The 14,269-nt window shown below is 42.4% G+C and carries 11 protein-coding genes; 9 read left to right on the top strand and 2 right to left on the bottom strand.

What is annotated here, in order from left to right; genetic code table 11:
• Positions 1-164 precede the first annotated feature (164 nt).
• The 4 genes from BMZ72_RS06025 to BMZ72_RS06040 all read left to right on the top strand — a co-directional run bounded on the left by BMZ72_RS06025 (position 165) and on the right by BMZ72_RS06040 (position 4,068).
• Positions 165-626: a hypothetical protein gene (locus BMZ72_RS06025; RefSeq protein ID WP_089806215.1), complete on the top strand. Its 462-nt coding sequence runs from the start codon at positions 165-167 to the stop codon at positions 624-626.
• A 280-nt stretch (positions 627-906) separates the two neighbouring features.
• Positions 907-3,024, top strand: a complete 2,118-nt coding sequence (locus BMZ72_RS06030; RefSeq protein WP_089806217.1) for a hypothetical protein — start codon at positions 907-909, stop codon at positions 3,022-3,024.
• On the top strand, positions 3,021-3,743 hold the full coding sequence (locus BMZ72_RS06035) for a hypothetical protein (RefSeq protein WP_089806219.1): 723 nt from the start codon (positions 3,021-3,023) through the stop codon (positions 3,741-3,743). Before BMZ72_RS06030 ends, BMZ72_RS06035 begins: the two co-directional genes overlap by 4 nt.
• Positions 3,744-3,753: 10 nt before the next feature.
• On the top strand, positions 3,754-4,068 hold the full coding sequence (locus tag BMZ72_RS06040) for a hypothetical protein (RefSeq protein ID WP_089806221.1): 315 nt from the start codon (positions 3,754-3,756) through the stop codon (positions 4,066-4,068).
• A gap of 310 nt (positions 4,069-4,378) precedes the next feature.
• Here the strand turns inward: BMZ72_RS06040 and BMZ72_RS06045 are convergent, their stop codons facing one another.
• A complete protein-coding gene (locus tag BMZ72_RS06045; protein ID WP_089806223.1) occupies positions 4,379-4,771 on the bottom strand; it encodes a hypothetical protein in 393 nt (130 codons plus the stop codon).
• Positions 4,772-4,905: 134 nt separating this feature from the next.
• Here BMZ72_RS06045 and BMZ72_RS06050 point away from each other — a divergent pair, with 134 nt between their 5' ends.
• Entirely contained in the window at positions 4,906-5,475 is a 570-nt protein-coding gene (locus BMZ72_RS06050) for a Crp/Fnr family transcriptional regulator (RefSeq protein WP_089806226.1), read from the top strand.
• A 158-nt stretch (positions 5,476-5,633) separates the two neighbouring features.
• Positions 5,634-6,737: an endo-1,4-beta-xylanase gene (locus BMZ72_RS06055; RefSeq protein WP_255373125.1), complete on the top strand. Its 1,104-nt coding sequence runs from the start codon at positions 5,634-5,636 to the stop codon at positions 6,735-6,737.
• Positions 6,738-7,204: 467 nt separating this feature from the next.
• Here the strand turns inward: BMZ72_RS06055 and BMZ72_RS37140 are convergent, their stop codons facing one another.
• Positions 7,205-7,360: a DUF1877 family protein gene (locus BMZ72_RS37140; protein WP_177222688.1), complete on the bottom strand. Its 156-nt coding sequence runs from the start codon at positions 7,358-7,360 to the stop codon at positions 7,205-7,207.
• Between BMZ72_RS37140 and BMZ72_RS06065 the strand changes: the two genes are divergently transcribed.
• The 3 genes from BMZ72_RS06065 (at position 7,336) to BMZ72_RS06075 (ending at position 13,699) form a co-directional block, all read left to right on the top strand.
• A complete protein-coding gene (locus tag BMZ72_RS06065; RefSeq protein ID WP_143087617.1) occupies positions 7,336-7,875 on the top strand; it encodes a S8 family serine peptidase in 540 nt (179 codons plus the stop codon). The genes BMZ72_RS37140 and BMZ72_RS06065 overlap by 25 nt on opposite strands.
• 165 nt (positions 7,876-8,040) lie before the next feature.
• Complete coding sequence (locus tag BMZ72_RS06070) at positions 8,041-12,702, top strand: FG-GAP-like repeat-containing protein (RefSeq protein WP_143087618.1); 4,662 nt, start codon at positions 8,041-8,043, stop codon at positions 12,700-12,702.
• A gap of 373 nt (positions 12,703-13,075) precedes the next feature.
• A complete protein-coding gene (locus tag BMZ72_RS06075; RefSeq protein ID WP_089806234.1) occupies positions 13,076-13,699 on the top strand; it encodes a hypothetical protein in 624 nt (207 codons plus the stop codon).
• Positions 13,700-14,269 lie beyond the last annotated feature (570 nt).

Raw genomic sequence — 14,269 nt, forward strand, 5'->3', positions numbered from 1 at the left:
GGAGTTTTCAGATGAGAAATTGTTGGAGATCGGAATGAGGGTTTATTGAATGAATGTAAGAGTGAATAGCAAGTGTTTATAAGGTAGAGTGAATGATTTTAAATAATACAAAAACTACTTAGTTTCAGGAAAAGTTAAGAAAACTATCTGGTGGGGATGCTGCAGTGGACAACCCAGCTGCAGGGACTTTAGGCCTAATTGCCATGTTGCTTATTCTTACTCCCTTCATTTGGTATTTTACGCTGGATGATAAAGATATGAAAAGGGAAATTGATGCATACCTGATGGCATCTGGAGTTTTCCTGGTAATACTGGTTGGCGGAATATTATTATTAAAGCTTCTCAATGTAAAAAACCTATTTAAACGTATCATCTATAGCTTCCTTGCTGCGCTGATAAGCGGCATCTTTACCCACGCAATGATATCACCTACCATCAGTCTGTATGTTGACGACCTTATATATAAAGCGGAGGCAATGACCGCAGGGAAAACTCCACCTGCTAAATTCATTGGGAGGTATTGGGAGCATGGTTATTATAATAAACCATTTAGTCTTAGCAAAGAAGGAGAAGCGTATATCCTTAGATCAGAGCTTCATCCAGTTCTATCTTTTGCAAGAGGATAAATAAAGTGACTAAAGTATAAAAAAGGTCTTACTGATAAGTTAATGACCAGTTAGCGGATTGGGGAGGTAATCCGTTCTATTTATACCAGATCAATACTCCTGAAGAATGACTGGGAAAATACAAACTAGTTGGTATTGTTATTCGGCCCCAATTCCGGCATCTTTGTTTCTAATAATATTATTGAGTTTAAAAAAATCCAGATGTATTATTTATATGCAATTAGATGGATGTGTCTGTGCCATGAATTCAGAGTTTCCCTAATAACTATTAATATTTCATATGTACGCTAAGTTCTCCCTTCTTATTTATTGCCTGTTGTTATCTGTATGCCAGGACGCCCGTGGTCAGATTTTTGGACAAAATGGCCAGGTGTTGCAGGATGCGGACATGGTAGCAACAGATACAATATTTTACACGATTAAAAGGGAAATGCCATTTGACCGGTTTTTTATCTTGCAGTGTCGGTTGCCGAAAGATATTATAGTAAAAGGGTTTGATGTTACGCCCATTAATAAGCATCTGGAGCGCCATGTTACACGCCGCGATTATAAAATGATGCTTCTTTTGGAGAATGTTTCCAGGGATTCTATGACAAGTAAGAAGAAACAAAAAACATTTAAGGCGTTTAAAGATCCTGAACAGTTGATCACATTTTACAGTAATCAGCGCATGAAAGTTCAGAAAAATGGTGAGTTTACAGACCTTTATTTGAAGATACCGCCGCTGGATCCTAACAGGGATTATCGTATAGCCATTTTTACAATAGATCCTAAAAGAATAGGTGATTTTGAGCGTTTATCCGAACAGCTGGACCGTGTTTTGCCGACTGATAATCGTATTGATGGCTCAGCATCGGCCAGTCTGGAGAGTCAATACAACTCTTTCAGAGAGAAGGTTAAGGGCGGACTACAATTAGATACCTACTATGAATACCTGAGCAATAATAACTGTAACGGTAGTGATTCATTGCTGAAACATACCAGGGCGCGAAATTTCGAAAGCGACAGGTATAACACCCATATTGAATACCGGTTTATACTTAGTAAAAATGAAATTGACAGAAATACGGCGGAAAAACTCGACGAGGGGAGGTATGTGAGTATTGTGACAGATCATAATTTAAATACTATATTTCTTCCCTACGTTTTTTTGAAGGGAGCAATGCAAGGGCTGAAGGACGCGGAGAATAGTCCTGTGGAATTTAACTCGAGGGATAACGCGACATATCATGTCAGTGTGCTTATTAACGATAGCGTAAAATCATTCGATGGGAAGAAGTCAATTGCAGATTTCCATGAATTCCAGACTTTACCAGACGTCACTTTTAATAAAGATACTGCCGGCGTAATCTGTTGGGCGGACCGGCCACTAACTAATAAAGGGTGTGAGGAAAGTCTGGTGTCAATGATCAGAAAGAAACATAACATCTATAACACATTGTCCAATCACTACAGTCATGCCTTAAGGTTTTGCCACCTTATCTCTCAGTTTTTAATGCGGGAGGCACTTCGCTGCCCATGCAATGAAAATGGTATCAAGAGTATGGCGGAACGTAATAATCTGACGACGATACTTGGATTGTTCTACAAAGCTGACCAGTATATAATTGACAGTGTACTGACTGGCGCCATTGCCTTGCATCAACCGGATATCGAACCTAAAAAGGAAATTGATGACAGAATGCAACTGCTTGATTCGAGCTTGTTGCAACTCGATATGCTGAGGGATTTTGTCCGAAAGGTGAGGATTACGGTTGATGATATAGGTGTTCGTCGAGAGCTATCAGCCTCTCTGGAGGAGCTGACCACTTTCAGGGAGCAGCTTCAGTCAAATAGAAATTACCTGGACGCGTTGAGCAAATTGATAGCAGCAGTTCGTTCAAAAGCAGCCAGAAAGACACAATTATCTGAAAAAGAAACACTGACGCAAGGCTCTACAGAGGTGCTCAATTTTAAAACGGCGAGTCAGTTCAAAATAGTACCAGACTTTGGCCTGGTAGCAATATTTGACTTGCCACAACAAATGCGTGTGCAATCACTTGTACCTTATGTCGGTTTCAATATCAATTTCAGAAGTATTGACAAGAATATCGCTCAACGGCATATCAGGTTCAAGACGCTATGGTATCGTTTATCTTTTGTAGGTGGAATCACCGTCTCATCAATAAAAATAGAAGGAAAACGTGAGGATATGTTTAGCAATTTGAACCTGGTAGGTGGGCTGGGATTTCGGGTTAACAATTACCTGAAGATAACAGGTGGTGGCGTGTTCTTCAAAAAATTATCTGTTAACCAACTTACGAATGAGACATCCATTGGCACATCTCCGTTTATTGGTCTGTCTGTCGATTATGAGCTTCAGGATCTTTTTGGTGGTTTCGTAAAATTGTTCAAATGAAATACTATCTGATTATATTTTTTTTCTGCTCTCTATATATATTCTCAGGTTGCTTCAAACAACAGGATTTTGACCGTGTGCAGGGGAGTGATTTACTCACTTTCACCTTCGTCCCCCAAACAGTGTTAGCAGATGGTGCAAGTCCGGCTACCATTAGTTTGAAGATCGACTCAAAGGCAATTCCTTCTAAAAGAAAGCTATTATTAAAAACCAGCCTGGGATCATTTGTAGGCGGAAACGGCGATAGTATTATCGTTGAAGCGGACGAGCAATTTAAAGCCGGCGCGTTACTGGTCAGCACCCGTACCGGACAGGCACTTATTACTGCTACCATCGCAGGACATGACGTAATGGATACTACGCATATTACTTTTATTAAAGCCTACCCGGAAAGTATCACGATCAGTGTGGATTCGTTTTCTATAAACAATAATTATAACAAAGAGATATTACTATCAGCCTCTCTAAAAAGGAATAACGGGGGTGTTCCCAGTCAGGGATATTCCGTTGAGTTTAGGGTGGTAAATACCACGGGCAATGTTGTTGGTTTTTTCCTGAATGGAAATCCTAACGCCATTACAGATGGCAATGGTAGAACGAACATCCGTTACATTGCAACAGATGCCGCCTCACCTGGCAAACACTTAGCCATTGCTTTTACACAACAGGCAGATGGGAGTACAATAAGCGATACGACTTATTTTTTTGTAACAAAATAAATATAATATTATGTGTGAGAAATTAAAATACCTGCAAGACGACCTTCACCAGCTGGAAAGGATCGTCAATGGATTCCTGTCCACTAATCCTAATCTGGCGGATCTCGAAGTGGACGGTTTTGTATTTAGACATAAAAACACCAGTGTCGATACATCAGCTTTTGAGCATTTACCTACAAGAAGTGCGCATGCAGTAGCGACGGAGAAAGATAGAAAACCGATCATGGGGCTCAGAGAAATGAGGTGTTGCCGTAAGCCCAACGGCGAAGAGTATTTTGTTTCAGGGTCTTTGCAGTGTAATAACGGAGATAGTTCCTGTGACTAAGCATTTAAATATATAAGGATGGTTAGTTAACTTTCATCGGGTTATCAGACGAGATTTGTTAAAGTATAGATATCCGCGTATAAGATTTTGATAGAGTTGGTTTGCCGCAAGCAGGCTCACCGCTGGCTCAGACGCCTCCAAAAAGCGGAAGGTCAGAGGAATATTTCCGATCTTCCGCTTTTGTGCCCGGGAGTGGCATGCTTTCGAACCAATTAATATTGGTTATCTGAACATTATTATACCAGGACTATTTGCCGTATCTGGACCATCTGTGACGAACTCATTTTCATACTTGTAGGTTACTGAAAATTCATTCCTTCATAAATCCCACCATCGGTATCAGTCTGCAATCGTCTATCGCAGCCAAGCGGAAGGGCTCTGCATCATTTCTGTAACCATCACTCTCCGCTATCAAAAGGAAGCTGGCAAAATCAGGGTATTCTACCAGTAATACATCGTCCCAGCACTCATTATCCGCTATGGCCAGTCTGCCTGATACATTACCTCCCCACGTGAGTTTGATACCTTCCAGCTGCAGCTTCGCGGTCAATTCCCGGAAGGCGGGAATATACTGCTGGTAATAGATCTCGCGGCCACCGTCCGACTTGAAGCGGAGCAGGTTCAGCATCACTACAGGGATGTTGGGTGGAATGTTACAGGCGGTTTCTTTCAGACCTTTATGGTCAATTGTTGTTATTCTCATGTTTGCTAGTTTTAAGACTGCAAATAAACCATCAGCGGCGGAGAATAAAATATAACTACTTGAAGATTTTATAACTGTATTTGTCTTAAACTGCGCTGTCGACCGAATCTATTACTTTTGTCAAAACGTTCCTGATGTTTGATGCCATTTTTAAGAACTTCGCGCTACATATTAATCTGGATGAAAGCGAAGCTGAAAGAATATCTGCTGTATTGCAGGTGAGGGATGTACCTAAGCATACTTTATTGCTGGAAGCCGGTACGACCGCGCGGAATGTTTATTATGTGGTTAGCGGGTGCCTGCGTCTTTTCTATACCGACGAAAATGGTGATGAACACAATATATCCTTTTCTCCGGAGAACTGGTGGGCTGTAGATATTACCAGCTTTTCCATGCAAAAACCGGCCTTCATGAATATTGATGCACTGGAGGATACGACTGTCTGTTACCTGAGTTACGATGCGCTGGAACAATTGTATAAGGAAGTGCCTAAGCTGGAACGCTTTTTCCGCATTCTCACACAGAATGGCCTGTACGTTTATCAACGCCGTACCATCTCCAATCTGTCAGAGACGGCAGAATCAAGATATAAACGCTTCCGTAAGCGCTACCCTGATCTGGAATTGCGTATTACACAAAAGCATATTGCTTCCTATCTGGGCATAACGCCAGTGTTTCTAAGTATGCTACGGAAGCGTATGTAATAAAAAAGCCCGTAAGCATTACCCCCCGTAGGAGGGGGCCAGGCAGTGGTTGTGCACAATGAAAAAGGAAGACGTTGTTTTTGCGGACAGCCTGAAAAACGGCTGAAATATCCGCGGAAAAATTTGACAGTTAGGAAATTATACGCCACTTTTAGTTTATGCTTAGACTATCAGGTTTTCATAAGATAACAAAACACCTGCTGATATGTGTCTCAGGCGTTTTTTTTGCAGACTCCTCTTTAGCCCAGGGTACACCCGGAAAAGGCTTAAAAGATTACTATGAGACTATGTTTCCCATTGGCGTAGCGGTCTCCCCGCGTGCCTTGCAGGGAAACGAAGGACAGTTCATCATTTCACAATTCAATAGTGTTACCCCGGAAAATGATATGAAGATGGGTGTTATTCATCCACGTGAGCATGAATATGACTTTAAAAGGGCAGATGCTATTGTTGACTTCGCGGTCAGGAACAGGATGAAGATAAGAGGCCATACGCTTTGCTGGCATAATCAGGTGGCCGGATGGATGTTCACAGATAATAAGGGTGATACAGTATCCAAAGCAACCTTATTGCAGCGTCTAAAGGAACATATTACAACGGTCGTAACAAGGTATAAGGGAAAGATATATGCCTGGGATGTGGTCAATGAAGTGGTCAGTGACAGACACGACGAGTTTTACCGCAATTCAGCATGGTTACGGATCTGTGGCCCTGAGTTTATCGAAAAAGCATTTGAATGGGCACATGCCGCAGACCCGGAGGCTGTGCTTTTTTATAATGATTACAATGAGATAGACCCCGATAAGCGGTCAAAGATCATCCGGATGATAAAGGAGTTGCGGAACAAGGGCGTACCCATCCAGGGCGTTGGGTTACAGGGACACTGGGCTATTAACGAACCTTCCGGGGAACAGTTGGAGAAGACCTTTGCCGATTTTGCTGTCTTAAAGATCCCATTGCAGATCACGGAACTCGATATTTCTGTTTATCCGAAAGAGCATGAAGCCCGGGCAAAGCGGGCGAATGACTATGATACCATTTTTACAAAGGAGAAAGAAACCGCCCAGGCAGCACAATACCGGGTATGCTTTGAAATATTCCGTAAGTACAAAGCATTACTGACCGGTGTGACTTTCTGGAATATATCAGACAGGCATAGCTGGCTGGATGATTTCCCCGTAAGAGGCAGAAAGGATTATCCTTTATTGTTTGACAGGGATTTTCAGCCTAAAAAAGCCTTTCAGGCCGTTGTCGCTTTTTAGATGCAGTCGCTACGTATTCCCGTCACCATCACTGGATTTGTCACCAGTATTTCAGTGTAGACTATAATGCATTGCAACAATACGTACAAGAAGGTCCCAAAGCTGAAGTGTAAGAAGCAAAAGCACAAAAAGCAGAGGAGCAATTCCAGCAAAACATCTGGGATCTCTATACAGACTCAGTCAGTCGCTTTCCCGAATGGCACAAGAAAGAAAACCTGGACCTGAATAGCTGGGCAAAGCTAATGCGCGATGGCTTCCAGGGCACTGATGAACAATTTAAACTACAGATTGCTGACGAAGTCAAAGGAAATGCTTACCCGAAACCAGATAGAGTGTGGGTCGAGGATGAAGAGGGATATGGATATAAAGAGGAAAAGCCAGCTACCGACTAAAAGTTTGACGATCGTTTCAAGCAAACATTACCGGTTACAACTGTTCGCGGCCCTGCAGGCATGTAAATAACCTGTTTAATTGATGAAGGTGATGATCGCCTGGTCGTTCTGAGCTGCGCTTGCGAATATTTGCTGTAACGCTGTGAAATTATTGTAGAGGTCATCAAAAGAATCTGCCTGATCCCATATTTGCGGATAGATGCCTAATGCGTGAGGGAACTTCCTCCGCAACGCCGCAGGTGGCCGCCGCCGCCGCTCTTTACTACCAGAAATACTACGATGCCCTTAGCGAACTGCCCGAGCCGTGGATGAGAGTGGAAGCCATCCGGGCTGCATTATTTAACAGCGCCAGGAAACATATTAAAGAAGGATATGGAGAGCCTTTTACCTATTATGGTAATGGCATACTACAGGCAAAAGCTATGCTGGAGCAACCTGTTCCCCTTGCCGCCGATTTGCAAAAACAAGAAAGGGATACGGTAAGCTTTCCTTTCTTCAGGCTGATATTGGGCACAAAGTCACTCACGGAAGAAGAAGACGCCCAAAGCGAAATGCTGGAAACAGAACTCATGCAATTGGTTATGTCTAATAAAGAGTTACAGCAAATATTACAGGATGAGGAAATCGCTATCAATGATCTTCCGGACGAGCAGTTACAGGCCTTTATAAACACTGTGCTGATGAATACTGCCGCATCAGACACATTGAAGAGACATATGCTCAATATACAGGATGTGCTACTTTAGCTTGTTCCTGTACCATTGAGGTAAAAACAAAGCGGTATGGCTTTAATCTTCTTGCAGCTAGTCCAATGTTTCGGCCAATCTCCATTTATCCAACTTTGATTGAAGAAGTCATCAGCAGGTATTGCTGCCTGGTATAATATTACAGCTTGTGATATCTGATATAGTGTGATTCAATTCATTTATCTTTACATGTACAATGAAATTTATATATTTGAGCCCTATATTGCCACCAATTTCATATTAATGCAGCATCCCTACCTGAAAACAGCTCTCAAAGGCTTTTTATTCCTTATCATTATTTATATTTTTTCCCTTTCGACTGCTTTGGCGCAGATGCGACAGATGTACCTGGATACTGATGAAGATAATAGTATCAATAAAGTAAGTTTTTATTCGCCGAATGAAGGATTTGTCGCTTTTAGGGACTGGGTCGGCTATACGGCTGACAGCGGCAGGACATATACGAAGAAATTCATTACACGCAGTAACGTCAATTACGGTAGCTATACGAACATTAATGTCACCTTTGGGTTTGGTATTGAAGGCGTGAAGGCCTTTGATAAGAACACCCTTATCGTATATGGAGACTATGGGCGGGTACCGTCTATTTTATATTCTGTCGATGGCGGGAATTCTTTTAAGCTGGTATTCCATTCACAGTATGATCCTTTAGCACTGAGGACTGGGATAAAGGACATTGTTTTCCCTCAAAATAATAATATTGGCTATGCTGTCGATGCAGACCGCATTCTTAAGACGACAGACAAAGGGATGAACTGGTCTGTGCAGACAGAGCTGTCCGGCAGTTATCTGGACCATCTCGAGGCGGCTGATAACAATAATGTAATTGCTATAAGTACCAGCTATTATGCAAGCAAATTGTTAAAAACCAGTGATGGCGGAACGTCCTGGTTACGCATAACATTGCCCCGCACGGGCATCCTGACCTATGCTTATTTTCTGGATGCCAATGTCGGGTGGCTAAGTATGAATAGCGGAGAGTCCCGTTACTTTTATAAAACAACAACAGGGGGACAGCAATGGACCCTTCAAAACGACGTTGAAGCTACTCCCTTCAATTGCACTAAGATGCGGTTTACCGACGTTAATACCGGCTATGCCCTGGTAGCTCCTTACAAGATTTATAAAACAACAAACAGTGGCGTAACCTGGGAGCCACTACCAAGGCAAAATAATTATACTTACCTCGGTTATTCCCATTATGATCTGCAGTGCCTTTCCGCAACACAGTTGTGGGCAGGTGGAGGCCATGGATACCTGGAAATGACGACGAACGCAGGAGGAACCGCCATAGCTGCCTATTTCAAAACAGACACGACCGGAATGTATACAGCTGGTAACATTCGGCTGTTGAATTTTTCCAAAACAGGAGACCAATACCAATGGCTGGTAAATGGATCATTGGTAAGCACAAGCTATAATGCCTCCTATACACATGATATCGGCAGTAGTACTGATACAATACAATTGATCGTCTCTGCTGGAGGAATCTCCGACACACTAACAAAGTACTCACGGTTTAACGCTGTGGATCCCCCAAAAATCTCCTCCTATTATCCAAAATCGGGTAGTGAAGGCACATTTGTAACGATATCAGGCTCAAAATTCTCCAATGTATCGGGTGTTTCGTTTGGTGGTACGCCTGCGGCGTCCTTTACTGTTTTATCAGACAAAGAGATTACGGCTGTCGTTGCCGGCGGCGCTACAGGAGCCATCACCTTTAAGCTGCTTTATAGCAACATTCCTGTTGGTGAATTCACATATAATCCGCCACCGGTTGCGCAGCCTCCGGTAATTCAGACCGTCAGTCCTTCAGCGGGCATGATAGGCACCAATGTAACAATCACCGGTATTGGATTTAGTGGAATCCTTTCACAAAACAAAGTGTTTTTTGGAACTGTTCCGGCGCAGCTACAGACAGTATCTACGGGACAAATTGTATGTACTGTACCTGTTGGAGCGAGCTTAGGTACTATTCAGGTGCTTAACAAAGATAATGGTCTTTTGGGAGAGTCTCCCACGCCTTTCAATGTGCCGTTTGCTGACAGCACGGAGAATTTTACACCTAACTCTTTTAGTGAGGGTCTTATTGTAAATAAAGGCCGTGGAACCCCCTTGCGCGTGCAAGGCAAAGACATTGATGGAGATGGTAAACCTGACCTGATTGTAAATACCAGCATAGGTCAGGGTGATTCGCTGGCGGTTTACCGTAATACAACCAAGGGGAAGTGGCTTTCCTTTGCGCCAAGGGTGAATGTTGGTTATATTTATTACCCTACAGACGCTGGTTTTGCTATAAACGACCTGGATGGCGATGGGCTTCCTGATATTGTGATGCCAACAAATGATAAGTTGGTAAAAGTAGTTAGGAATACTAGCAGTCCGGGCATTGTTTCGTTTGACAAGGAATACCCGATCCCTACGGGAAGAGGTACCCAGGAAGCGGTCATTGCTGATCTGGACAACGATGGAAAGAATGATATTGCGGTAACGTCATTTGAGGAGTATCGCATATGTGTAGTTAGGAATACGAGCGTGTTGGGCTCACTATCTTTTGGCGCCACACAAAATTTTGATGCCTCAGAGACGGTAGTAGGGATTGCTGCCGGCGACCTGGACGGCGACGGTTTTAAAGATATTATAGCCTATCCTAACACTTTCGAAAACACCAGTATTTTGTTGTTTCGGAATAGCAGTATCAGAGGGAATATTTCTTTTGATCCGTTTGTTAGAGTAAGCGTGCCGGGCATCAGCTTTGCGGGCAGCTTTGTTACAATCGTGGACTTCGATATGGACGGTAAATCAGATATTGTTATTTGCAATGACGATAATATATGCATACTTCGAAACAAAAGTACTTCGGGAAACTTATCCTTTTCATCTCCTGTTTTCATGTCCTTGCCAGGCAGAAATGGATATGGAGGATGTGTTTCAAATTTCAGCGGAAGTACGAGACCGGATGTAGTTTCTACCTCCCACGGACTGCCTCGCGAATTCTTGATGGGAAAGAATACTTCCTTGCCTGGTAGTCCTCAACTGGCCGGTCTGGTATCTGGACCTGGTAATAACTCGACCCATATGTATGCCTATTCAGTTGGCGCTGCGGATTTTGATGGAGATGGCAAGCCTGACCTCGCTGCATCGACCTGGACAGATTACATGCAAGTTATTATATATAAAAATACGGTCAATGTTCCGATCATCACTTCTATGTGTACCAGTCGAGAAGGTGGCAACACGCTGGTATCCGATGTCACTGGGACAGTATATCAGTGGCAGCAGGATACGGGGAGTGGGTTTATCAATGTTGTTAAAAGTGCCAACCTGTCTGGCGAGACTACAAACACCTTGCAATTTGATAGTATTCCTGTATCTTGGAATGGCTATAAATACCGATGCATAGTTGATGGGCGTTACAGCAGCACTTTTGTACTGCAACTAAATTATACCACCGATCCTGGCATAATCATTACAGCTACTGATACCACTTTCTGTCTTGGAACAAGTGTAACCTTTGCCGCAACCGATTCTACCGGCTATAAACATGATTATCGCTGGCAGTGGCAGATCAATGGGAAAAATACCGGTTACTTTCTGGACGATACGCGTACCTTCAATACGCTGCAAGATCTGGACCAGATAAGAGTAATTCTTTCGTATAGTGATATTTGCGGCTTCGAACATAGTGATACCAGCAGGACTATCACTGTGCATGTAAATGGCGATACGGCTTCTGTGCAGATAAGCGCTTCTGACCTTACAGCCTGTATGGGAACACCTGTTACATTTACGGCAACGCCTACGAATCCGGGTAGCCAACCAGTATATGACTGGAGGATAAATAATATATCCCAGGGAGTCAATACCGCAACATTTACCAGCTCCAGCCTCAAAAGAAATGACTATGTACATGTATTGATGAAAAGCGCTGCTATTTGTGCATATCCCAATCCTGCCACGAGCAATTTTCTTACAATGGCACTAAAGGATACGAGTGCTCCTACAGTTAGCATATGGACCGCAAACGCTACTGTTTGTAACGGAGCTGATGTAGGGTTTCTGGCAATTCCAGAGAAAGCCGGCCCGGTGAACAATTATCAGTGGATGGTTAACGGGATTGCTACTGGTACAAACTCAAACGTTTTCCACAGTTCGACGCTGCAGGATAAGGACATCGTTCAGTGTGTGCTTACCAGTCCTTCTGTTTGTCGTCGTCAGCCTCAGGCAAGCAGCGGGATAATTAGAATGACCGTAGGCACACCTGATATCAGGATTTCAGGGGATACAGTAGTTATTGGAGGTATTAAGAACCAGCTGACAGCTATCACCTCCTATTGGAGTACGGATTTACAATATCAATGGCAGGATAGCACCCATTTGCACAGTTGGGAGGACATCAGTGGAACTGCTGGGGCCGTGATAAAATATGCACCAGCAAGAAGCGGGGATAAGGTCAGGTGTATAGGGAAGACCGATGCCGGTTGCATATTTATTAGCAATCCAATTTCCATGAGGATTAGTGTGCTTACGGCTTTACCTGAAGATCCTTCAGTCAGTATGGGCTACCGCTGGTATCCCAATCCAGTGAGCTCAACACTCTATATCCAGGATGAAAATCGACTTGACTGGCTTTCTACGATCACTGTCTTCAACACTTTAGGCATAAGAGTACTGATGATGAACAACACCAATAGACAGGAAAAGATCGCCATCAATGTATCAGTGTTACCAGGCGGTGTGTATTTTGTAGAAACGAAAAGGAAATCGGGTAAAACTAAACATTTTGAGTTTCTGAAGATAGAATAAGTGAATATTGTCAAGCTATCCCTAAAAGTTGGTATCAATGATCAATTTTAAATATTGGAGTAAACGTCTGATGCAGATAAAATGGAATAGATGGTAGGCAACTTCTAACAGTACCAATATCTGGGGGGATTAGTGCAACTATTATGATCATTCTTTTATTGGAGGGTTTAGTTCGGATGATGTATATGAATTATTGAAAAAAATATCGAAGCGTGTTTTTGCAAATCCGCAAAAATTAATTTTCTAATTGAGAAATTTCGCGACACCAGATAATAGCTCAGATATTAATCAATAAGATGAAACCAATTATTTTGTAATAGGGAGTCCCCCAGGTTTTTAACCTGATCCCTGATAAGCAGGCCCAGAAAGGATCTTGACCACCTTAAAAAGCGGCAAGGTCGGAGATATCTCCGACCTTGCCGCTTTTGTGCCCGGTAGCGGTAAAGAATCGAACCGATGGGAATTGATACTTAAGAAGTTAGTTATTGGCGATGCAGTACTTAACCAGGCCTATGTGAATCAACTACAGGATGCAGTAGCTGGTCAACTTCAACTTACGTACAATGAGCAAACAAACCAATTAATTGCAGAAAAATATAATGATGACGCCACTTTAAGTAAAGGTGCTCAACAACTATTCGATGCTACGTTGGATCCTTCAATTACTGTAAATGTAAATGTGACTGATGGAGTTATTACGTCTGATAACAAAATATTTGTAGGTGGAGCTTTTGGGGGTAATAAGGTATTATCGGATAAAATAGATGGTAAGAATAAAGTCGATGCCTTTCAAGACGTCAATCCAAATATTCTAGGTGCGGCAGACCATGAAGCAAATACCGTAGGGCAATATGCATTACATGAAGTCACTGAAGCCTATGAAGGAGCCAAAATATCTCAGCGCTCGGGCGTATCTGCTCCGGGTACTGGGTCCATTTACAATAAAGCACACCAAAGGGCATCTAAACAACCATTTAATATTGCAGAATTCATTTAGATGTCAATGGTAATTTGGCTCTTCCAGGATCTCCAGAACACGCAACGTCCATATTTAAGTTAGTGTTACCAACTGGTTACTCGGCGCCCATTTTACAATTAAATAAACAATAAAACATACAGATGAAATATATATCAATTATTTTCACGTTACTCATGGTGTCCTGCTCTTTGTCTAAATCGCCTATTACTGGGGCGCCTTCTTATGCACAATTCGAGGATACAAGCGCTGTTTATAAGATATATAAAATTGATTCTATTAATTCATGGTATGTCATTTATGCACGTAATAGTGGATATAGATATAAAATAATATCAAAGAAATGTACCCAATTACAAGGTGTCAAGATAATGAAGCACAAGTCATATAACCTTAGGCTTATTTCGACCCGACATTATCCTAATGCACCGACTAACTATCTCGATGTTCCGTGTTTTATGCTCGATGAACAAACGTCTATGTGCCTGGAACCACGTAAAGAAATTTATGATGTCCATTATACAAAGGATCTTAAAGGGTTATATTTTAGTCGATAGTTATAATATTTCTTTCAAAACCAAGTTTAGTCTT

The organism is Chitinophaga sp. YR627 (genome assembly GCF_900114995.1).
In the GTDB taxonomy this organism is placed as follows: Bacteria; Bacteroidota; Bacteroidia; order Chitinophagales; family Chitinophagaceae; genus Chitinophaga.